Below are 21,848 nucleotides of genomic sequence, written 5' to 3'. Positions count from 1 at the left end.
AGGTTTGGTTAGGCACCCTCACCGGCGGCGATCGCTTTAAGCCGCCGATAAAGCGTGCGCTCGCTCAATCCCAACTGCGCGGCAAGCTCACTGCGCTTCCCGCGGAATTGCGCCGCTGCGTTCGCGAGCTCCGCATCGGTGAGCTTGCGGGGCAAGCCCAGACCCACGGCCAGCGATTCCTTCACCGCGCCGGAAGCCTTATCGCGGACCGCCTCCGGCAAGTGTTCTGCGCGGATCACGCCACCGTCGGCGAGGAGGTTGGCGCGCTCGAGCACGTTGCGCAATTCGCGGATGTTGCCGGGCCACGCATAGGCGCGCAACAGCGCCAACGCCTCCGCCGAAATCGACGCTTTATGCGACGATCCGGCGCGCGCCGACGCAATGCGCCGCAGGATCGAATCCGCGAGCAGCGCGATGTCGTCGACACGCTCGCGCACCGCGGGCAAATGAATCGGAAACGCACTGATGCGGAAATACAGATCAGCGCGGAACTCGCCGTCCGCGACCATCCGCTCGAGCGGCTTGTGCGTGGCCGCGACGAGCCGGAAATCGGCGCGCAGCATATCGGTGCTGCCCACGCGCCTGAAGGTGCCCGTTTCGATCAGCCGCAGCAGCTTCACCTGAATGGATAGCGGCACGTCGCCGATTTCATCGAGAAACAGCGTGCCGCCCTGCGCGGTTTCGACGAGGCCCTGCTTACGGCTCGTCGCGCCGGTGAACGCGCCCTTCTCGAAGCCGAACAACTCGCTTTCGAACAGCGTCTCGGTGATGCCCGAGCAATCCACCACGACGAACGGCCCCTGGGCGCGGCTGCTCGCTTCGTGCAGCGCTTGTGCGAACAGCTCCTTGCCGGTGCCCGATTCGCCGAGCAGCAGCACGGGCAGCATCGACGGTGCGACGCGCTGCAAAGCGGAAATCGCCTCGTTGAACGCCGGCGCGCGCCCGACCAGACCTTCGGAGCTTGGCCGCGCGGACGCGCTCCTGACCGTGGCGAGACGCTCGACATAGGCGACGATGCGCGCGTGCCGGTCGAAAATCGGCCGCAATTCGACGTCGACGTGCTCCGGGCCTCTCGGTGTGTGGTGGATATGCAGCACGCGATCCGCGCTGCGATTTTCGGTCGCGCGTTTCATCGGGCAGTGCTCGCCCGCCTGATCGCACGGTACGTCGTAGTGATGTGAAACCTGATAGCAGCGGCGGCCGATGTGCGCGTGACCTTCGACGCCGAACTGGCGCTGATAGGCGCGGTTCGCGGCCAGAATCTGATAGTGCGGATCGAGCACGATCGCCGGTTGCGGATCGTGCTCCAGATACGACACCAGCGTGCTCACGTCGGGCACCACCGCGGGCACGCCGTCAGGCGCGCCAAGGGTCGGCGGCGAAAGCTCGGTCGAAGGGGGCGGCGGAAAGTCGGGTGGGATCATCGTCGTTACTCCGTGGCAGCCGCACTATACGCCGGAACTGCCATTTCTGCCACGACTGCCAAATGGCAGTGACGCTATGCCGCGCGAGATGCCAATTGTCAGGCAGCGGCATATTCTGCGCGCCGGGTCACGAGCGACAAACCGCTAAAAATCAGTGCCTTACGACCGAGCCTTACAACGCTGCGGCTGGATGGCACGACTCCTGCACAAGAGAGCGCCCGGACTGACCTGGTCCGCTATCGTGAGGAACCCACCGCAATGGCAACCGGCAAGCTCGCCGTCGAGGGCTTCTTCGATCCTGCCACATCGACCATCAGCTATCTGCTGATGGATGCAGGCACGAGGAATTGCGCATTGATCGACACCGTGCTCGACTACGACCCGAAGTCGGGACGCACCCGCACCGCAACCGCGGATCGCCTCGCCGCGTGCGTGGAGTCGCTCGGCGCGCGCGTGCAATGGATACTCGAAACTCACGTGCACGCCGACCACCTGTCGGCCGCGCCTTATCTGAAAGCGAGGCTCGGCGGGCAGATCGCGATCGGCGCGCAGGTTACGCGCGTGCAAGCCGTGTTCGGCAAGCTGTTCAACGCGGGGCCAGAGTTTTGCGCCGACGGCTCGCAGTTCGACCGCGTGTTCGACGACGACGAGACGTTCAACGTCGGCGACCTGTCAGTGCGCGTGATGCACACACCAGGCCACACGCCCGCCTGCGTGACCTATGTCGCGAGCGACGGCAGCGAAGAAGCCGCGTTCGTCGGCGACACGCTTTTCACGCCCGACTACGGTACCGCGCGCTGCGATTTCCCAGGCGGCGATGCGGCGGCGCTGTACCGCTCGATCCAGCGCATCCTCGGTCTCGCGCCGCAAACCCGCCTATATCTGTGCCACGACTACCAGCCGGGCGGCCGGCCGCTGCTGTTCGAGACCACCGTGGCCGAGCAGCGCGAACAGAACATCCACGTCCACGACGGCATCGACGAAGCGTCGTTCATCGCGATGCGCACGGCCCGCGATGCCACGCTCGCGATGCCCGCGCTGATCCTGCCTTCGGTGCAGGTCAACATGCGAGCGGGCCACCTGCCGCCGCCCGAAAGCGATGGCGTGTCGTACATCAAGGTACCGGTCGATGCGCTGTGAGCGCGGCTGCGTAAGACAAACAAGAGGACCCTACATGCGGAACACGAAACTGACAGACCCTTCGAATCCAGCCGCCGACACGCCCGGCTTCACATCGCAACGGAGGCGGCCGACGCACCGGCACGACGTGGTGATCGTCGGCGCCGGCGCGGCCGGCATCGCGACGGCATCGAGCCTGCTCGCGCGCAGTCCCGATCTCGACATCGCGGTCATCGATCCCGCCGACACGCACTATTACCAGCCGGGCTGGACGATGGTGGGCGCCGGCGTATTCCACCCGGAAACGACGGCACGTCCGATTTCCAGCGTGCTGCCCGCGAACGTGAAGTGGTTCAAGGCCGCCGTCACTCACTTCGAGCCAGCGGAAAACCTCGTGATTCTCGACGGCTCGCGCGCCGTCGAATACCGCCAGCTGGTGGTGTGCCCCGGCCTCAAACTCGACTGGAACGCGATCGACGGCCTCGTCGACACGCTCGGGCGCAACGGCGTCACGTCCAATTACCGCTACGACCTCGCGCCGTATACGTGGAAGCTGACCCAGCAGCTGGAAAGGGGCCGAGCGCTTTTCACGCAGCCGCCGATGCCGATCAAATGCGCCGGCGCGCCGCAGAAAGCGATGTATCTCGCGTGCGATCACTGGCGCCGCAGCGGGCGGCTGCAACATATCGGCGTCGATTTCCGCAATGCCGGCGCGGCGCTGTTCGGCGTCGCCGACTACGTGCCCGCGTTGATGCAATACGTCGAGCGTTACGGCATCGCGCTGAACTTCGGCTCCACGCTGAACGCGGTCGATGGCGACGCAAAAATGGCGAGATTCACGCACACGTTAGCCGACGGCAGCAAGCAAACCTTCGAGACCGGCTTCGACATGCTGCACGCCGTGCCGCCGCAGAAGGCACCCGACTTCATCCGTGACAGCGCGCTCGCCGATGCGGCCGGCTGGCTCGACGTCGATCAGGCCACGTTGCGACACAAGCGCCACGAGAACATCTTCGGCCTCGGCGACGCGACCAACACGTCCAACGCAAAGACTGCCGCCGCCGCGCGCAAGCAGGCGCCGGTCGTCGCGCACAACGTGCTCGCGGCGCTGGGGCGCGGCGCGCGGCCTGGCGACCTACGACGGCTATGGCTCCTGCCCGCTCACCGTCGAGCGCGGGAAGATCGTGCTCGCCGAGTTTCTGTATGGCGGCAAGGTCGCGCCGACGTTTCCCGCGTGGCTCATCGACGGTAGAAAGCCATCCCGGCTCGCGTGGCTGCTGAAAGAGCGAATCCTGCCGCCGCTGTACTGGCGCGGCATGCTGAAGGGACGCGAATGGCTCGCGAACCCGCAACTGGCGGACTGAGCGCTGACACGCACTGCTCACGGGGTCTTCGATGCTGCTGTCTCTTGTTCTCGGCGCGCTGGTGGGCGCGACTCTCGGGCTGACCGGCGCGGGCGGCGGCATTCTTGCCGTGCCCGCGCTCGTGTTCGGCATGGGCTGGCCGCTGCAGCAGGCCACGCCGGTCGCGCTCGTCGCGGTGGCCGGCAGCGCAGCGGTGGGCGCGCTCGAGGCGTTCCGCAAGCGCCTCGTCCGTTATCGCGCCGCGCTGCTGATGGCCGCCGCGGGGATGCCCGCCACCGCCGCCGGCGCGCGCCTCGCGCATGCGTTGCCGCAACGGGTGCTGCTCGGGCTGTTCGCCGCGGTGATGCTGTTGGTCGCGTTCCGGCTGCTGCGTCAGACGCTCGCGCGCCGCGCGTCGTGCCACGCACAATCGTCGATGTGCGTCGCGCATGTCGACCCGGCGACCGGCCGCTTTCGCTGGACCTGGCCGACCGCAGCCGCACTCGCGGCCACCGGTTCGCTGACCGGATTGATGACGGGTATGCTCGGTGTCGGCGGCGGCTTCATCATCGTGCCGATGATGCGCAAGCTGACTGACGTGTCGATGCACGGCATCGTCGCGACTTCGCTGATGGTGATCGCGCTCGTCGGCAGTGGCGGCGTTCTCGCGACGGCCGCGCACGGCGCGACACTTCCACTCGAAGTCGCGTTGTGGTTCACTGGCGCCACCGCCGCCGGAATGCTCAGCGGACGGCTCGCGTCGCATCACATCGCCGCCCATCAGGTGCAGTTGGGCTTTGCGAGCATTCTCGTGTGCGTGGCGCTCGGCCTGCTGGTCAAAGCGGTGCTGATGTAAGCGCTGCGGCTGCCCTCCAGCCCACCCAACCATCAAACAGAGAGAACGATGATCGATCTCGACAATTTCACTCCGATCGCCTCCCTGTGCGGAGGCCTGCTGATCGGCGTCGCGGCTGCGGCGATGGTGCTTTTGCTGGGCCGCATCGCCGGAATCAGCGGGATAGTCGGCGGCCTGCTGCGCTGGACCAGGCGCGACGGCCCATGGCGCGTCGCCTTCGTTGCCGGGCTGGTCGTTGCCGCACTGATCGCGCGCGCGGTCGATGCGCCCGTCGCAATCACCGTCGACGCGTCGTGGCCCGCCGTAATCGCGGCCGGCTTGCTGGTCGGCATCGGCACCCGCTATGGCAGCGGCTGCACGAGCGGACACGGCGTGTGCGGCATTTCACGCGGCGCCACGCGCTCGCTGGTCGCGACGGCGACCTTCATGGCGGCCGGCTTCGTCACCGTCTACATCATTCGACATCTTCTCGGAGCCTAAGATGGCAACAGCTGTTTCATTCGTATGCGGGCTGCTGTTCGGCTTCGGCCTGCTGTTGTCGGGCATGGCGAACCCCGCGAAAGTGCAGGGCTTCCTCGATCTCGCCGGACGCTGGAACCCGTCGCTCGCCTTCGTGATGATGGGCGCGGTAGCCGTCGCGGCAATCGGCTTCGCGATCGCGAAGCGCCGCGACAAGTCGCTGCTCGGATTGCCGATGCAAATTCCCGCGTCGACGCACGTCACGGGAAGACTGGTGCTGGGCAGTGGCGCGTTCGGCGTCGGTTGGGGAATTGCCGGGTTCTGTCCCGGCCCCGCGCTCGTCGCGCTCGGCCTCGGGTCGGCCAAAGCGTGGGTGTTCGTCGCGGCGATGATCGCGGGAATGGCCATCTTCGAGTTGTTCGAACGGCGTAGACAGACGGCCTTGGCGACCGGTTCTTAACCTGACCTTAAGGTGCGGCCATGTACCATCCGCTTCACCGGAAACCCACTCACAGGCGCCCCTATGCAAGTCTCGACTGAACACCGCTATGACCTCGTCGCACGTTTGCTCCATTGGCTCGTCGTCGGGCTGGTTGCCGCACAGTTCGTGATCGGCTGGACGATGCCGGACGTGCACCGCGATACCGTGCCGGACGGCGCAATCGCCTGGCATCTTGGCGTCGGCACCGCACTGCTCGCGGTGATGGTGTTGCGGGTGCTGTGGCGCGTGACTCACCCGTCGCCGCCGGACAACCTGCCGCCGCTGTTTCGCATCGCTTCCAAAATCACGCACCTTGCGCTATACGTGCTGCTCGTGCTGGTGCCGCTACTCGGCTGGATCAACGCGTCGTCGCGCACGTGGACGGTCCGTCTCGGCGGACTTGTTTCCTTACCCGCACTGTCGGCACCGGGCTCGTCATTCGGGCATGCGATGGGCGATGTTCACGGCGTTCTCGCGTGGGTGCTGTTCGGTGTCATCTGCCTGCATATCGCTGCGGCAATGTTTCATCAGTTCGTCTCCGGCGACCGGGTTCTGCAGCGCATGAAGATCTAGCGCGACCCCGTATAAGCAAAGCCACCGCAACTCAACAAGGTCTCTTTCGCTCTCCCGCCATGCGCGCTCACGCGCATGCGCGGGCATAAATCGGCGTGCGCGCTCGTTCTGGAGTCGGGAGAAAGCGCTTCGCGCAGGCAAGCATCCACCCAACGCGGTATCAGCTTGCCGCACTACGCCGATGTAAATGCGACGCCGGTCATGCCGCGCGCGAAGTGCGATGCTGTCGCCCAGTTACCCGCCTCCGGTACCACGAGCGACGGCCGATCATCGCCTCATCGATTCGGGCAGGACGATTTTTTTGTTGGGTATTCCGGACAAAAGCGTACCGGCGTGCAGTACCTGTCACGGTCAGCATGCGGAAGGGACAGGGGGATGTCCTCGCCTCGCCGGGCAGTACGCGGATTACGTTGAAAAACAGATCCTGGTGTTCTGGAGTGCCGGGCTACGCCCCCGTGGCGAAGTGATGAAGACTATCTCCGACAACATGTCGGATCGGGACATCCGAGCCGTTGCCGCCTTCATGGAGGCGTTTCCGGCGGAGGCTGAGGCGGCGGCCAGTCCCGCTGTGGACCGCTAAGCGAGCAGTCTTGTCATCGGGCTTATCGGCCAGTACGTGCCCGTCCCGTCGGAAACCAGCGTGGAAGCATACCGACCAGGACGTCGTCTTTAAGGAAGACATGATGAACAATAGCCGCGAATGCGTGAAACCCCGCAAGCCACATAATGGCGTCGCCGAGCCAGGTGTGCAGCGATGAGATGGCTGAGCCTACTGCATGCGATGTACTGAGTAAAGACGGAATCTCGTGACCACCGATGAGCGTCAGAGGATGCCCTTCGAGCCACGCGCCCGAGATGGCGGTAAGCGGTAGGGCGAGGAGAAGCAGATACAGCAACCATTGAACGGTTGCTGCCATAACAGCCATCCAGCGAGACATTGGAGGTGTGTCAGGACGCGTGTCGAATGCCCGCCACAGCAGGCGAATGACGGTGAGCGCGAACACGCATAAGCCCAAGGTCTCGTGCAGTTGCCGGTCGAAATCGTGCGCCGCAGAATAAACGCGCTGCTCATGTCCGCCGGGCCCATACATGAACGTCACGAGCACGACTACTGCCGTACACCAGTGGAGGAATTGGGCAATAGAACCGTAGCTAGTGGCAGAGCTTTTCACTATGGCGTCTCCGATGTGCGACCTTCGACGAACGCCAGGCACTAGCGCGCGCCGAACGCTGGCGTGTTGAATTTGTGAATGGATTCTACGCTCAAACTCTGAGCGCTCTTTTCAGGTGATTGTTGAACGTTCTCCGTCGAACCGTCGGTCGCCCAGACTACTGGCGAAGCAGATTGATTCTCAAGTTCTTCTTCTTGCTGCCGATACCTTCACTGAGGAGACAATAACCCGGTTACCGCGCGCAATAACCGGTAAAAGATGCTGACGCACAGCCATGCCGCCGTCGAGTATCAATGTTCTGCACTCACGCGCGCTGATTCTTAATCGATGCAATACATTCCAAGCTCAGGCATCGCTGGCGTGATTGGCCGGTGGAGACGGCGACATGGCGTCGACCGGCAACTGATTATCACCGTCGCGCTGGTGTTGACTGGCCTCGTCATTTTCGCTGTCGGCATTGGTTACACGCTGATATGGCACGAGCGGTCCGTTGCGGAGCGCATGCACGCCCTGCGTGCCCGCGATGACATCGAGACGCTGCAAGCAGTGCACATCCAGGCGAACGCCGACTTCCTGGTGGGGCTCGACAGTGCACGGGTGGCATCTTTCGCGTGGCCGGTGCAGCGTGTGGTGTCGGCCGCCGCCTGCTTCGACCGGCTGGAACAAAGTTACGCAAGCGACCCGCGAGGCCAACTGGTGGTGCGCCGCCTGCGCGGTGAGACGGCCGGCTGGGCGTGGCTTCTGGCCGACATCGCGGTACGTGCGCGCGTGGCGGACGGCCGCGCCTCGATCGACAGCCCTGAGCTGCTCGCAGCGAACCGCATGCTGGCGAACATCGTCACCCAGCTGGTGACCCTCCGCGACGCGCAGACCGCTTCCCTGAGGGCTGCATCCGACAGCGCGACGCGCCACCTGGTGATAGAACGCACCGTGCTTGCAACCACGGCACTGGCGGCATGTTTTCTCTTTTGCTATGCATTGATTGCTCACTATCGCGCCCGTCTCGCGCGGCAAAGCGCGCGCGTCATCGCGTCAGAAAGCGAGCGCCGGTTCCGTCAGTACTTTGATCATCATCCACTGCCGATGTTGATTTTCGACGTCGAGACGCTATCGATTCTCGCTGCGAACCGCGCCGCCGCCTCGCAATACGGGCGCACGCGCCATCAGCTATGTTCGCTCGACATGGCCGCTCTGTATGCGCAAGCCGACTTGCCGTCATTTCTGCGCGATCTGCACGCGCTGCTGGCCGCGGCCACCACCAGCGGATCGGCCGGTGTATGCAGGCATCGACACAGCGACGGCACGCCCGTCTACGTTGAACTGTCGTACCACTTCCTCACCTATGGCCACCATCGAGCGTGCTTCATCACCGCCGTCGACGTCACGGAGCGAAAGAACGCCGAGCTCGCGTTATTGCTGCGAAGCCGTGCACTGGACGCAATCGGCAACGGCGTGATCATCACGCGACCCGGTCCGAGCGGCGACGTGGTCGAATACGCGAACCCGGCATTTGAGAAAATAACCGGCTATGAGCGCCCGCAGAACGCAGGCGGCGATCACTCAGCTCGGCCGGAAACACCCGGACTGTGGCAACAGATCGGTACGGCGATTGCCGGGCAACGCGAGGCCACCACGCTGACGAAGAGCCGCCGCGCGAACGGAACAGAGTTCTGGTATCAGCTATACGTCGCACAAGTACGCGACGAGTCGGAAAAGGTTACCCATCACATCAGCGTGGTGAGCGACCTGACAGAGCTCATCGAATCGCGCGATCTGCTGGTCAGGCAGGCGCGCCGCGATGCGCTGACGGACTTGCCGAACCGCGTGACGCTGCGTGAGCTGATCGACGCGGCGATCCTCGATGGTCACGAGTTCGCGCTGCTGTTCATCGACCTCGATCATTTCAAGGACATCAACGACAGCCTGGGCCACGGCGCCGGCGATCGCCTGTTGCAGGAAGTTGCGCGACGGTTGTCGGCATCGGTCGGATCGGATGGCGTGGTCACCCGCTATGGCGGCGACGAGTTCGTGACGATGTTGAAATGTTCAACCGGCGATGCCGAACTCTCCGCGCTGTTGGCGCGCGTGACGCAAACGCTGGACGAGCCGGTGCAAATCGACGACATGCAACTGCGGGTCCGGATGAGCGTTGGGGTCAGCTGCTATCCGCAGGACGGCACAGACTGCGAAACGCTGCTGAAACACGCCGACCTCGCGATGTATCGAGTCAAGGCAGGTGGGCGTAACGGCGTCGAGCGATTTGCACCTTCGCTCGCACATGAAGCGGCTCAGCGCATCGCGCTGTCGCACAAGCTGCGCAACGCCGTCGAGCATAACGGCTTCGAGCTGGTGTACCAGCCGCAAGTGGATATACGCAGTTACCGGCTGACCGGGGTCGAGGCGCTGATCCGCTGGCACGACGCGGACTTCGGCACGGTCAGCCCAACGACGTTCATACCCTTGGCCGAAGACATTGGTTTGATTTCGTCAATCGGAGAATGGGTGCTGCAAACTGCCTGTGCACAGGCAAAGCGCTGGGAAGAAGCGCTGCCGGAGTTGCGCATGTCGGTCAACGTGTCGCCGAGCCAGCTTACTTCGAGTGATTTCGGCGCCGTCGTGCGGCGTGCTCTCGCCGCGTCGCAATTGGCCGCGGACCGACTGGAACTGGAGATTACCGAAGGAGGCCTGGTCGCCCCGGGCGCTCTGCCCACGCTGAGCGCCCTGCACGACATCGGCGTGTCCATAGCGATCGACGACTTCGGCGCCGGTTACTCGAGCCTGGCTTATCTGCGCAGCTTTCACGCTGACCGTCTGAAGATCGACATGTCGTTCATCCGCGGCATTGGCAGCAGTCGTGCGGATGAGACGATTATCGGTGCGATCATCGCACTTGCCCGCAACCTGCGTTTCGAAGTCGTCGCGGAAGGCGTCGAACGAGCGGAGCAATTGGCTTTTCTTGCCGAGGCCGGCTGCGAGATCGTTCAGGGATACTACTTCGCCGCGCCACAGCCAGCGGCGAATATTCCGGGCTACGCGGCGAGCTTGATCGGCGAGTTACACGAGCTGCAAAATAGCGCGTCGTGAGAGCCCTCGCGCGGCCACTACGCTCGCGTGATCAGGCCGCCTCGAGACGCGGACGGATTAGCGGCGGTACACATGGTGGATACCCTTGGTAAGTGTTTCCTCCATATGTCGAACGCGGCTGGCACGCGGTAGCGGGCGCCTACGACGACCATGCCGAACTGCGAGTCGTTCGCGAGGTGCGCAGCGGGTTCGAGCTTCTTTTGGAGATTCGCGCGAGGTGCTTCGACTAGAATGATTTCGACGCGCGGCTCCGCACTCGATGCACTACTCCCGTCAACAGGTATCGCGATGAACCACGGAAGGCTCGTACTGCCTGCGCGATGGCATCGCTTGCAGCGCGACGCGCGCGCAGGGTCGCCGCGGCCTGCTGCCTCCAGCCGCAGCGCTTTGCAATCAAACGATCGATGAAACCGCGATCCGCCGACTGCACTGCTGTCCTGATGATCGCGTCGTGCGTTGCGGGCCTCATGCAGACCTCACCCGTAGCGGCACAGGCATGGCGCGATCTCGCGCCTCAACCCACCCCGCAGGCGCCGCGAAGCGCGCCGCCGCCCGCCACCCCGGAAACTCGGGCCGAGTCCGCACGGATCGCGGTCGAGCGGCTTGCCGGGCTGATCTTCCAACCGGCCGGCGCGTCCGCGGCGGCATCGGTGACGCAGCAACAACGCATCGTCGCACAAGGACTGCCCGTACTCGACGCCGCGTTCCTGCAGAGCTTCGCCACGGACCTCGACAAGCCGCTGAGCTTCGGCCGCCTCGCCGAGATTCGCCGCGCCGTGGTCGCGCGTTATCGGGCAGCGGGAAAGCCGCTAGTCGACGTCTACGTGCCGGAACAGGACGTCAGCTCGGGGGTCGTGCGGATCGCCATTGCCGAGTTCAAGCTGGGGCGGGTTCATGCCAGCGGCAACACCTACTTTCCGAGCAGGCTTCTCGAACGTGAAATGCCGCTCGAGCCCGGCGCACCGATCCCGCAATCGACGGTCTCGAAGGGACTTGCCGTGCTCAACGCGAATCCCTATCGACGGGTCGATGCTGTCTTTGCACCCGGTGAAGCAGCGGACACGACCGACGTCGTGCTGCAAACCGAAGACCGTCTGCCGCTTCGGGTCAGCGCGGGCTACGACAATGCAGGCGTGCCGGACCTCGGCCGTGACCGATTTTTTGCGGGCATCGGCTACGGCAACCTGTTTGGGCTCGATCAGCAGATCGCCTATCAATTCACGGCAAGCAACGATTTTTTCAGCGGCAATCCGGATATCGAAGGCCGCCCGAACCGCGCCCGCTTCACCGCGCACGCGCTGAACTACACGGCGCCGCTGCCCTGGCTCGACAGTATCGAGCTGTTCGGCGTCTACGCGCAGAGCACGCCACGGTTGCCCGACACGTACGGACAGACGGGCATTTCCGCGCAGCTTAGCTTCCGTTATGACTTGCGTCTGCCGACCATCACGGACATGACACAGCTGGTCCAGATCGGATACGACTTCAAGCGGAGCAACAACGATCTGGAATTCGGCGGTTCCCAGGTTTTCAACTCGAATACGCACATCCATCAGTTCGTGTTGGCTTACGACATCAGCAAACCGACCGAGGCGGGCACGGCGCACGCGGCGGCGGCACTCGTCGCCAGTCCGGGTGGATGGGATGGCAGCAACCAGGACTCGGCATTCAACGCCGCGCGGCAGGGCGCGACGGCCCGTTACATCTATATGCAGTTGACTGCGTCCCGCGCCACCGCGCTGGGGGCGGGTTTTACACTAATCACGAACGGAACGTTTCAGTGGACGCCGAACACGTTATTGCCCAGTGAGGAGATGGGGCTCGGCGGGGAGTCCAGTGTGCGAGGTTACGACCCATACGTGACGCTCGGCGACCGCGGCTGGAACATCCAGACCGAGGTGCGCACGCCTGCGATCGCTCTCGGCGCGAGCAACGCTGTCGTGCAACCCTTTGTGTTTTTCGATGCCGGCCGCGTCTGGAACACCATCGACCAGCCAGCGGAGAACAATCCCGGTCTGCTCGCGGGCGTCGGCGCGGGCGTGCGCTTTCAATGGTCGAGATTCGTGGATTTTCGCTGCACCTATGGCGCACCGTTGCGCTCGGCAACGCCGAATGGTTCGAAGGCACCGATCGTGCTTTTGTACGTGTCGCTCGGAACATGAGCCATCGACGAGTCATCTCGCGACAGTCAACGACGCCTGATCGCTCATCTCATCGCGCGGCACGTTGCTCGTCGGCGCGGCCCTCATCTAGCCGTCTCGCCCCTTCCACGCTTTCGATGGAATCACCTGCGGCGCCGAAGCCGCGTTCGACGTCCGTCGCGACGCCTCGGCCGGCCGGCGGGTCGAGCGGTGGCGGGCCGTCGTCCGGAACCGACGGTGCCACGTCCGCAACGCGACGCGACGAGCGCCGGCTAGCCGCCTTCGCATCGAACCACGCGACGTCGCGGCGCAAGCCGTCCACGTAGGCACGCCAGCCTCGCGGATTGTCACTGAACAGAGACGCACGCACGGATGCAGCCAGCGCGTCCCTGTCGAGAGGGTTGTCGAGCAACCGTTGCGGCCACCGGCAGAATGCGTGAAGCGCACGGGTCCTGAACGCGGCCACGGGCATATCCGCGCGCAGCTGCGCGAGCAGCGGCTCGTCATCGAGAATCGGGTGTCGTGCGATCAGCTCGCCAATGGTTGCCGCGCTCGGCGCCATATCGTCGAGTCGAACGATCAATTGCATCACGCGCCCCAGATGAAGCAGCAGCGCGCGCCTTTCGAGAGCGTCTTCCATGATTCGCGGTGCCTTCGATCAAGACAGTCGAATTGCATCCGGTCGATTGCGTCGCGTTGCGGGCCGCTGTCTGACCGGCGTTCCACTTACAAGCCTACGGCGCCTGGCGGCGCGGATATTGATCCGGGTCAATGCATGAGCCGCGTTTGGGTCAAGCACGGGTCTTCTGCTCGATGTGGGGCTGGCGATCCGTCACCAGCGCCAGCTCCGACAGAAACCCAGCCACCGCCCTGAGCAGATCGTCGAGCGACACGATGCCGGTCAGCGCGCCCGCGGCGTCGACGACCGGCAGGCGTCGCACGCCGTTCAGACGCATTCGCGAGGCGGCAAGCCAGAGGTCATCGCCCGCGTCGACGAGCGCCGGCGGCGACGACATCACGTCGTTCACGAAGATCTTCTCTGGGTTGGCCTGTTTGGCCACGATCGCCAACACGATGTCGCGATCGGTCAACATCCCGACGGGCACGCTACGCCCGCCGATCGTCTCAACCACCACGATGTCGCCGACATGCTGTTCGCGCATCAGTTGCGCGGCCTCGAGAATCGTCGCTTGCCGTCTGCAGACGGTGACGTCCCGCGTACAAATGGTTCCTGTATTCACGATACATGCCCCACGTTCGACACGGCCTGCCGCCGTGTATCCGTTCGCCGCGCCTTCACCCGATCGGGTCCGAGCTCTGCTCGGGCTCGCAGCCGCGCGCCGCAGCGAGACACGCGCGGACTTCTTCATCGGTCGTCTGTTCGAAATTCACATAGAACCCGCCGATCCCCATCAGCAAGTCCGGCTGCAACACGCTGACGAACGCGTCCGCGATTCCTTCGAATGCCATCGGCGCATCGGATTGCGCCACTGGGACCGCCACCACGATCCGGGCAGGATTTCTGCCACGGAGTGCGTCGATTGCCGCATGCATCGACGCCCCTGTCGCGATGCCGTCGTCGACCACGATCACGGTCTTACCCTGCGCTGCCACCGGCGGGCTGTCCCCACGGTACGCCAGTTCCCTGCGCGCGAGTTCGGCCCTTTCGCGGGCGATCACATCGCTCAATTGGCTGTCACTGATTTGCAGTTCGCGAAGCACCGTCCTTTCCAGATGAAGGGCGCCGCCGGTCGCGATGGCGCCCATCGCCAGTTCCTCGTCTTGAGGCGCGCCGAGCTTTCTGACGACGAGAATGTCGAGCTTCGCGCGCAACTCCCGCGCGACTTCGAACGCGACGGGAACGCCGCCGCGCGGCAGCGCCAGCACGACCAGATCGCCGCGGCCCTGATAGTCGCGCAGTGCGTGGGCCAGCTGTCTGCCAGCGTCGGTGCGGTCGCGAAACCGGTTGCCCATCACGTTTTCTCCCCCGCAACGCCGGGGCGCGTTGCCTCAGTCACTATGCCATCAATCGCGAGCATCAAGCGTTCCTCGATGCAAGGCCATGAAAGCGCATTTCGATTGACGTAGGTCAGTAGTCGATCCGCATCGGCGGCCGATCATGAATACCGACAACACGCGAGACGCGGAGGCCGACGATGTTCTCCAACATTCTGGTCGCGGTGGACGGCAGCGAGAGCGCCGCCCAGGCGTTCGCGACAGCGCTGCAGTTCGCCTCTGATACCGGCGCGCGCTTGCATCCGCTGTTCGTCATCGATTTGCCGGTCATGCTTCCCGAAGTGCCAGGCGTCAACGCGGCAGCCATGCGTGAGGCGCTCAGGCAGGACGGCGAACGGCTCATGAAGCACTGCGTCGGGACCATGGCGCGGCACGGTGTGCAGGGCACGCCGGAAATCGATGATCTGGTGCGCCCCGAGGAGGACGTCGCTCACCGCATCGAGGTCGCCGCGGCGAAGCTCGAGGCCGATGTCATCGTGATCGGCACGCACGGTCGACGCGGCCCCGGCTACGCACCGCTCGGCAGCGTGGCCGAACAGATACTGCGCAGCACCACCCGCCCGGTGCTGGCGATCCCCGCGCGCCGGACCGCCCCCGCCTCAGAGCAGCAGACGGGGGGCGCCGCCACGACACATTCAGATACCGGGCAATCTCAGAGCTGACTCCTGGCGCTGCATGATCCGCAATACAGACAATGGACGTCGTCATGAATGGAGAGGTTACCGAACTCCGCGATCATGCATTCGCCCGCGCCGCGGAGGCGAATGCGCATAAAGACGCGGAATCGACGGAGCTGTCCGCGGCGATCCGCTGCGAAGCCGCCACTCGGGCCCGGGTCGCCATATCCCATCAACGTCTGCTGCGGCAACGGGCGCTCGTGCATGGACTTGCTGTTGGCGGAGTCGATCAGTCCTTTGCGCGACACTGCCTGCAGGGACTGGAAGACTCCTTTCATGCATTGAGCCTGATCTGGGAGATGCGCCTTCACAAGCTCGATGCGCTGCTGGACAGCGAGGCCCGGTGACGTGACCGAAGCGCCCCGCCCACGGGACATCCGTAGATTGCGATGGACCGGGCTCGCAGGTCCGAGCGGAGGCGCCCCTGTTCACATCGGCGTGAACGGGACCGGATATTCCAGATGATCCTTTACTTCCTTTACGCCTGGCGCACGCGCGGCGGCGGCGAGGATCGCCTGGCGTTCTTCCTCGGAGCGTATCGGACCCCAGCAATGTGCGACGCCATCCGTGACGATCAGGTCGTCGGCATCAAGCGCCCAACGTTGTCCGTGGAGTTCCTTCATGATCGCGGCGCGAATCTGCTCGTCCGACGGTTGCGCATCGAGCTGCGCGGGCGCGCAACTCGCGAGAGCGCGCACCAGATTGGCCCTGCTGACGATGCCGACGAGCTTGCCGTCGCGCAACACGGGTAGCCGCTTGATGTGCTTGCGCCCGAGCAGTTCGGCGACCGCAGTAAGCGGCGCGGATTCGTCGACGGTGACGGCGGGGGCGCTCATCACGTCACGTACCCGAATCGAACGCTCCTTCAGATACTCGACCGCGAGCTGTCGCGTAGGCGCGATGAACTGGGCGAGCCACGAGCGCCGCGGCGTTTCGGTGCCAGTTTCGACGCGCCGGAGCAGGTCGCCCTCGCTGACGATGCCAATCACGCTGCCTGTGTCGTCGAGAACCGGCATGCCGCTGATCTTGCTGTCGGCGAGCAGCTTTGCCGCGTCGTAGACCGAGCTGTCCGGTGCGATCGACACGACCTGGGTCGTCATGATGTCCGAGGCTTGCATAGTGATCTCCGTTTCGAGTGCGCTGCGCTGCCGCACACCGACGCAGGCAGGCACGAGGCGACGCAATGGACAGGCGCTGAAGGACGCGTCGCCGTGCTCCCTTCGGCACCCACTTCGAATCCGCTCGCTCGGCGTGTCGACCGGTTGTTGCAATGCGTCGATCCGCCGTGCGATGCGCCAATCAAAAAGAACCAGCCACTGATGATCAGCCCCCGGTTCCAGTACAGCCCAATGATCGATGCGCAGCGGCCGGCCATTGTTGACTTGCATCAAGCCCGCCAAGCGACGATGCAGCATCGAACTAGCGGCAACCCGCCCCACGAGATTCGCGGCAAAAAACCGTGCTGAACGCGGCCGCGAATTCGTCGAGCCGCGCGCGATCGAGCCCGTCGATACCCGCCGCAGCGACCCTGCCGTTTCCGCCGAACTTCCTGCAAAGGATGTCGGCGCCGTCCGGGTAATCGAGCGGCGCCCGAACGCTCGCTGTGTATCGGCCATCGGCGCCGGCCGTCAGCACCGCGTGCGCTCGCGCCGGGTCGCGTCGTGCGACGAGATTGGCGAAATCGCCTCGTACGCGTCGCGCCCACGCGGCGTCGGGAAGAATGTGCAGCGTTCCATTGGCGAGCCGCCGGACTTCCGCGAGTCCCAAGGCCAGTTCGAGGTCTTCCGTTCGCCGCGTCTGCAGTTCGGGCAGCACGCTGGTCGACGCAATGAATTCGAGCGGGTCCGAATAGGGCTGAATTGCGCGATACATGTCGACTGGCTGGACTGCAAGATCGCCTACGCTGTCCCCGTACGCGTTGTAGTTGATCGCTTCGCCAAGTTCGCGCAGTTTACGCTCGTCGGACGTGCTGATCGCGCACGCAGTGGCGGCCCGATGCGCTGCCGGATGCAGGTTGTCGCCATAGGCCGCGACCACCGCCCAGCGCGTGTACCGGCCTTGCAAATGGCGGTCCACGAGCAGCGCCGTGCACATATCCGGTGACGTATCGATATGCGTCGTCAGCAACGCGTTTGCGGGTATCGGACCGGAGAAATGATGATCGAAATAGTCGATCTTTACGCCAAGATCCAGCAATGCCATGAGCGGACCGCGGTTCGCATCGAGCGAAATATCCAGCACGGTCACGCTGTCGCCCGGCTGCGCGTTCGCGCGGTGCAGCAGCGTGACCTCGCGCTTGGCTCCGGTGATCAGGATGGTGTCGGCAGGCTCGGCGAGCCGCAACTGATGCAGCGCGCAAATGCCGTCGGCATCGCCATTGAAAATATCGAATTGCTTCATCCGCTGCTCCACCCGCGCGACGCTGCCACAATCGCACGCGGTTCGACCGGGGTCAAACGGTGCCCCCGCTCCACCTCATATGGAAGCGTACGCCGGTATCGTTCGCTTGACCGCCTCGTTGATACAGATCAAGCCGGTTACCATACGCGATGACTTAAATGGGTAGACGATTTCGGCTCGCGCGCAAGACTGGCGCTGGCCGTCCCGCTACCTGGAGGTCCAACCGTGACGAATCAGACGCTCGTGTTTCTCCATCACGCGCGGCCCGGCGCGCCGCTCGTCGCGACATGGAGGCTGGCATGAGTTCGCCGCCGAGCCGCAAGCCTTCCGCACGCCGAGCCGATGCCACACTTCACGGCATCCGGCATGTCGCCAACCGATTGCGCGCCGCGCGTCGCAGCCTGCGCGGACTCGACGCGACGCTGCGCAGGCCGGGCAGCTACCGTCATCCGGCGGGCGGGATCGTCAGGATCGAAACGCATATATCCATCGTGTATCTCGCCGGGCGCTTCGCGTACAAGATCATCAAACCCGTCGCACCAGGCTTCGCGGACTTTACCTCGGCCGCGACACGCGAGCGCTGCTGCGAAGCCCAGCTGCGCCTGAACCGGCCACTCGCGCGAGGTCTCTACGCCGACGTGATACCGATTGCGCGCCGTGCCGGCGTGCTGGCGCTCGGCGCTGGCGGCGTGGCCGTCGAGCACGTGGTCAAGATGCGCCGCTTCGACGAGGCGATGCTCTTTTCGAGTCTCGCGGCGAACGGAGCGCTGACGCCGCGCGACATCGACGGCGCCGCGAAGCGGCTCGCCCACTATCACCTGAGCGCACCCCGCAACGCGCCCTCGTCGCGCTACGGCAGCGCGACGCTGGTGCGAACCCAGGTCGAAACGATCAACGCACCGCTGCTGGCCAATTGCAGCCATCCCGCGCTGCCCGGCCTTGCCGCGTGGTGCGCGCGACAGCTCGATGAACTCGCGCCGCTGATCGAGCGGCGCCGCGCCGAGGGTTTCGTGCGCGGCTGCCATGGCGATCTGCATCTCGACAACGTGGTTCGCTGGCGCGGCGCCATCGCGATGTTCGACTGTATCGACTTCGACGATGCGCTACGCTGGATCGACGTCGCGGCGGACGTCGCGTTTCTCGTGATGGACCTGCGCGCGCGAGCGGAACCCCGGCTGGCCAATCGCCTGTTGAACCGTTGGCTGGAAACCTCGGGCGACTATGCGGCGCTGTCTTTGATGCCTTTGTACATCGCTTATCGGGCGCTGGTGCGGGCGTGGGTCGCGTGTCTGAAAGCGGGGTACGTGCCTGGCCGCAACGTCACCGTCCCGCGACCGGCGCTGCGCTACCTCGAGGTCGCGCGAGAGCAAACGCAGAAATCGGGACCCGTTCTGCTGTTATGTCATGGCTTTTCCGGGTCGGGGAAATCGGTCGCGAGCCGCGCCCTCGCGGACCTGTGCGGCGCGGTACGCGTGTCGAGCGATGCCGAACGCAAGCGCATGCGGCCGGTGTCCGACGCGCAAATGACGCTCGGCGCCGAACACTACACGCAAGCTGCGCGTCACGCGATCTACGATCACCTGCTTGGACTCGCGCACGGCGTGCTGCAAAGCGGCCACAGCGTGATCGTCGACGCGACCTTTCTCGAATCGAGTCACCGCAGCACATTTTTCGCGCTCGCCGAACGGCTTGGCGTACCGGCCCGCATTCTCGACTTTCGGGCCGACCCAGCGGTGCTCGCGCAACGCATCGAAGCCCGCCGGCTTGGTCCGCGCGATCTGTCCGACGCGGACACCGCCGCGCTCGCGCATCAACTCGCGAGCGCCGACGCACTGACGCCGGAGGAACAGGCGCTGACCTTGTCGTTCGACACCGCGGTACCGATGGCAGCGTTCGATTCGCCCGAGTACTGGCGGGCGGTGATCGAGTGGATGCAGCCGCGCATGGAAGCCGTCGCGGCTGCCTCGCGTGTTACGAATGCCGCGTGTTAGCCGGGCAATCGGTCAGTGCGTGTCTGCTCGCGCCGCGGTCGTTCGTGGCCGGCGTCGTTTGCCATCGGCTCATCGTATTCCGACGCGAAGCGGCGTGATTGACCTGAGTCAGCCGCGGTCAAAGGCGGGCCGCAGATAGCCGACGATGGATCGTGAACGACACGCCGATCGCGAGCCCGCTGGAGCCAACGGTCACGAAAAGCCGACTAAAATCGATTTGCGTGCGCGAACGCGCGTCGATGCCCGGCGATTCCATGCGCATCGACTCAGCGCAAAGCGCGAACTTCGCGATTGCTTCAGGTTTCCCTGCCCATGGAATGCAACCGGAAGAGATCACCCCATGATCAAGGTGTTGCTGGCCGACGACCACACGCTCGTGCGCGACGGACTGCGCCATATCCTGCAGCAAACGAACGGCTTCGAGGTAGCCGGCGAAGCGTGCGACGGCGCGACGACGATCGCGCTGATTCGCGCGACCCAGGCACACGTGCTCGTGCTCGACCTGTCGATGCCGGGGCGCAACGGCATTGAACTGATCAAGCAGATCAAGGAGGAAAAACCCGATCTGCGGATTCTGGTGCTGACGATGCACGCCGAACAGCAATACGCGGTGCGCGCGTTCAAGGCGGGCGCGTCGGGCTATCTGACCAAGGAAAGCGCGAGCGCGGAACTGGTCGGCGCGGTGACGAAAGTCGCGTCAGGGGGCGTCTATGTGAGTCTCGCGATGGCCGAACGCTTCGCGCAGACTCTGAACGAGCCCGCCGACGCGCTGCCGCACCAGCGCTTGTCCGACCGCGAATTCGACGTTTTCCGGCGCCTCGTCGAAGGCCAGAGCATCACCGAGATTGCCAACGAACTCTGCGTCAGCGTGAAAACGATCAGCACGCACAAGACGCGCATCCTCGAAAAAATGCAGATGCCGAACGAGAACGGGCTGGTTCGCTATGCGATCCGCCATAAGCTGTTCGACGACGAGAACGATTTGTAGTGCTTCCCTGCCACGGCGCCCGGTGACACGATAACGACACGAACCGCGTGCTTGCGGCCCTGATCCGACAGGAGACTTCGAGATGAGCGATGCCGCGCAACATGATGCCTGGGAAATCGGTGAACCGCACTTTCCCGCCTCCACGCCAGTGGAACAGCAGCTGCGCTTTGCGCTGCACTATGCGGTTCTCGCGCCGTCGAATCACAACACGCAACCGTGGCGGTTCATCGTCGACGGCGAGACCGTACAGATCTGCGCCGACCGCATGCGCGCGCTTCCCGTGGTCGATCCTTTCGATCGCGAACTTCTGATGAGCTGCGGCGCCGCTTTGTTCAATCTTCGCGTTGCGCTGTGCCGCCTCGGTCTCGCTTATGCGATCACACTGTTTCCAGCGGAAGCGGACCCCGACATCGTGGCGCTCGTACGCGTGTCGCGCGACGGACCTCGCGACCCGCACCTGCACGATCTTTTCGACGCGCTGACGGCGCGCGTGACGACGCGTGCGCCGTTCTTCGACGAACCTGTGCCCGCCGCACTGCAACGCAAGCTCGGCGATGCCTGCGACGACGAAGGCGCGCTTGCCTGCTGCGTGGAGCAAAAAGCCGCGCGCGAGGCGCTCGCGCAACTGATCACCGATGCGGATCAAGCGCAGTTCGCTGACCCACGTTTCAGGCGCGAGCTCGCCAGCTGGATTCACCCGCGACGACGCGACGATGGCATGCCCGCTTACGGTACAGCTGTCGGCGCGCTACTCGATTTCGCGGCGCCGCTCGTCAGCCTGGCCGTCCGCGTGTTCGACGCGGGCGCGGGACAGCCGGCCACGCACCAGCACCTCGTGGATTGCTCGCCGCTGATGGTCGGCATCGCGACGATGCGCGACGATCGCGAGGCATGGCTCGCGACGGGACAGGCACTCGAACGGATGCTGCTGGTCGCGGCATCGGCGGGATTGACCGCTTCCTACCTGAACCAGCCGATCGAAGTGGACGCGCTGCGCGAGCGGCTGCGGACGCTGTTGCACACGGACGCGTTTCCGCAGCTCCTGCTTCGCGTCGGGCGCGGCCCGCGCGTCCGTCATGCGCCGAGGCGGCCGCTCGCCGATGTGGTGTCCTGAAACGCAAGGA

At 64.7% G+C, this 21,848-nt stretch carries 21 protein-coding genes and 1 pseudogene; 15 read left to right on the top strand and 7 right to left on the bottom strand.

Annotation, left to right across the window (positions count from 1 at the left end; all coding sequences use genetic code 11):
- Positions 1-8: 8 nt before the first annotated feature.
- Positions 9-1,424, bottom strand: a complete 1,416-nt coding sequence (locus BC1002_RS33260) for a sigma-54 interaction domain-containing protein (protein ID WP_013094365.1) — start codon at positions 1,422-1,424, stop codon at positions 9-11.
- A gap of 258 nt (positions 1,425-1,682) precedes the next feature.
- Between BC1002_RS33260 and BC1002_RS33255 the strand changes: the two genes are divergently transcribed.
- The 7 genes and pseudogenes from BC1002_RS33255 to BC1002_RS33225 all read left to right on the top strand — a co-directional run bounded on the left by BC1002_RS33255 (position 1,683) and on the right by BC1002_RS33225 (position 6,835).
- Positions 1,683-2,564, top strand: a complete 882-nt coding sequence (locus BC1002_RS33255; protein ID WP_013094364.1) for an MBL fold metallo-hydrolase — start codon at positions 1,683-1,685, stop codon at positions 2,562-2,564.
- A 34-nt stretch (positions 2,565-2,598) separates the two neighbouring features.
- Positions 2,599-3,907: pseudogene (locus BC1002_RS33250) on the top strand (NAD(P)/FAD-dependent oxidoreductase).
- 31 nt (positions 3,908-3,938) lie between these two features.
- Positions 3,939-4,742: a sulfite exporter TauE/SafE family protein gene (locus BC1002_RS33245; RefSeq protein ID WP_013094363.1), complete on the top strand. Its 804-nt coding sequence runs from the start codon at positions 3,939-3,941 to the stop codon at positions 4,740-4,742.
- Positions 4,743-4,790: 48 nt separating this feature from the next.
- Positions 4,791-5,222, top strand: a complete 432-nt coding sequence (locus BC1002_RS33240; protein ID WP_013094362.1) for a YeeE/YedE family protein — start codon at positions 4,791-4,793, stop codon at positions 5,220-5,222.
- Between the two features lies 1 nt (position 5,223).
- Positions 5,224-5,661, top strand: a complete 438-nt coding sequence (locus BC1002_RS33235; RefSeq protein WP_013094361.1) for a DUF6691 family protein — start codon at positions 5,224-5,226, stop codon at positions 5,659-5,661.
- 63 nt (positions 5,662-5,724) lie between these two features.
- Positions 5,725-6,255, top strand: a complete 531-nt coding sequence (locus BC1002_RS33230; RefSeq protein ID WP_013094360.1) for a cytochrome b — start codon at positions 5,725-5,727, stop codon at positions 6,253-6,255.
- 187 nt (positions 6,256-6,442) lie between these two features.
- Positions 6,443-6,835 (top strand): c-type cytochrome, encoded by a 393-nt coding sequence (locus tag BC1002_RS33225; RefSeq protein WP_083788772.1) that lies wholly within the window; start codon positions 6,443-6,445, stop codon positions 6,833-6,835.
- A 22-nt stretch (positions 6,836-6,857) separates the two neighbouring features.
- On the opposite strand, the gene BC1002_RS33220 is transcribed toward BC1002_RS33225, so the two are convergent.
- Positions 6,858-7,427, bottom strand: coding sequence for a cytochrome b (locus BC1002_RS33220; RefSeq protein WP_013094359.1), 570 nt, complete (start codon positions 7,425-7,427; stop codon positions 6,858-6,860).
- A 327-nt stretch (positions 7,428-7,754) separates the two neighbouring features.
- On the opposite strand from BC1002_RS33220, the gene BC1002_RS33215 reads away from it, so the two are divergent.
- Both BC1002_RS33215 and BC1002_RS33210 read left to right on the top strand, forming a co-directional pair.
- Positions 7,755-10,511 carry a putative bifunctional diguanylate cyclase/phosphodiesterase gene (locus tag BC1002_RS33215; protein ID WP_013094358.1) on the top strand — a complete coding sequence of 919 codons (2,757 nt, stop codon included), beginning with the start codon at positions 7,755-7,757 and terminating at the stop codon, positions 10,509-10,511.
- A gap of 440 nt (positions 10,512-10,951) precedes the next feature.
- Positions 10,952-12,673, top strand: a complete 1,722-nt coding sequence (locus BC1002_RS33210; RefSeq protein ID WP_013094357.1) for a ShlB/FhaC/HecB family hemolysin secretion/activation protein — start codon at positions 10,952-10,954, stop codon at positions 12,671-12,673.
- Between the two features lie 49 nt (positions 12,674-12,722).
- Here BC1002_RS33210 and BC1002_RS33205 read toward each other — a convergent pair whose 3' ends face one another.
- The 3 genes from BC1002_RS33205 to BC1002_RS33195 all read right to left on the bottom strand — a co-directional run bounded on the left by BC1002_RS33205 (position 12,723) and on the right by BC1002_RS33195 (position 14,626).
- Complete coding sequence (locus tag BC1002_RS33205) at positions 12,723-13,292, bottom strand: hypothetical protein (protein ID WP_013094356.1); 570 nt, start codon at positions 13,290-13,292, stop codon at positions 12,723-12,725.
- A 151-nt stretch (positions 13,293-13,443) separates the two neighbouring features.
- Entirely contained in the window at positions 13,444-13,893 is a 450-nt protein-coding gene (locus tag BC1002_RS33200) for a CBS domain-containing protein (RefSeq protein ID WP_013094355.1), read from the bottom strand.
- Between the two features lie 55 nt (positions 13,894-13,948).
- The gene (locus BC1002_RS33195) at positions 13,949-14,626 is read right to left on the bottom strand and encodes a phosphoribosyltransferase (protein ID WP_013094354.1); all 678 of its coding nucleotides are present in this window, start codon (positions 14,624-14,626) and stop codon (positions 13,949-13,951) included.
- Positions 14,627-14,808: 182 nt separating this feature from the next.
- On the opposite strand from BC1002_RS33195, the gene BC1002_RS33190 reads away from it, so the two are divergent.
- A complete protein-coding gene (locus BC1002_RS33190; RefSeq protein ID WP_013094353.1) occupies positions 14,809-15,330 on the top strand; it encodes a universal stress protein in 522 nt (173 codons plus the stop codon).
- Between the two features lie 32 nt (positions 15,331-15,362).
- Complete coding sequence (locus BC1002_RS37055; protein ID WP_083788771.1) at positions 15,363-15,692, top strand: siderophore related no-ribosomal peptide synthase; 330 nt, start codon at positions 15,363-15,365, stop codon at positions 15,690-15,692.
- Positions 15,693-15,773: 81 nt separating this feature from the next.
- Here BC1002_RS37055 and BC1002_RS33180 read toward each other — a convergent pair whose 3' ends face one another.
- Both BC1002_RS33180 and BC1002_RS33175 read right to left on the bottom strand, forming a co-directional pair.
- Positions 15,774-16,463, bottom strand: coding sequence for a CBS domain-containing protein (locus BC1002_RS33180; protein WP_013094351.1), 690 nt, complete (start codon positions 16,461-16,463; stop codon positions 15,774-15,776).
- A 301-nt stretch (positions 16,464-16,764) separates the two neighbouring features.
- Positions 16,765-17,745, bottom strand: coding sequence for a hypothetical protein (locus tag BC1002_RS33175; RefSeq protein ID WP_013094350.1), 981 nt, complete (start codon positions 17,743-17,745; stop codon positions 16,765-16,767).
- A 299-nt stretch (positions 17,746-18,044) separates the two neighbouring features.
- On the opposite strand from BC1002_RS33175, the gene BC1002_RS33170 reads away from it, so the two are divergent.
- From BC1002_RS33170 to BC1002_RS33160, 4 genes are all read left to right on the top strand, one after another.
- On the top strand, positions 18,045-19,736 hold the full coding sequence (locus BC1002_RS33170) for a bifunctional aminoglycoside phosphotransferase/ATP-binding protein (protein WP_013094349.1): 1,692 nt from the start codon (positions 18,045-18,047) through the stop codon (positions 19,734-19,736).
- A 152-nt stretch (positions 19,737-19,888) separates the two neighbouring features.
- A complete protein-coding gene (locus BC1002_RS38125; RefSeq protein ID WP_157874841.1) occupies positions 19,889-20,080 on the top strand; it encodes a hypothetical protein in 192 nt (63 codons plus the stop codon).
- A complete protein-coding gene (locus BC1002_RS33165) occupies positions 20,077-20,724 on the top strand; it encodes a response regulator (RefSeq protein WP_013094348.1) in 648 nt (215 codons plus the stop codon). The genes BC1002_RS38125 and BC1002_RS33165 overlap by 4 nt, the downstream gene beginning before the upstream one ends.
- Positions 20,725-20,806: 82 nt before the next feature.
- On the top strand, positions 20,807-21,838 hold the full coding sequence (locus BC1002_RS33160; RefSeq protein WP_013094347.1) for an Acg family FMN-binding oxidoreductase: 1,032 nt from the start codon (positions 20,807-20,809) through the stop codon (positions 21,836-21,838).
- The last annotated feature ends 10 nt before the right edge of the window (positions 21,839-21,848 follow it).

Source organism: Paraburkholderia atlantica (genome assembly GCF_000092885.1).
Lineage (GTDB): Bacteria > Pseudomonadota > Gammaproteobacteria > Burkholderiales > Burkholderiaceae > Paraburkholderia > Paraburkholderia atlantica.
The sequence above is the reverse complement of the archived record's forward strand: the minus strand, read 5'-3'. Positions and strand labels throughout refer to the sequence as shown.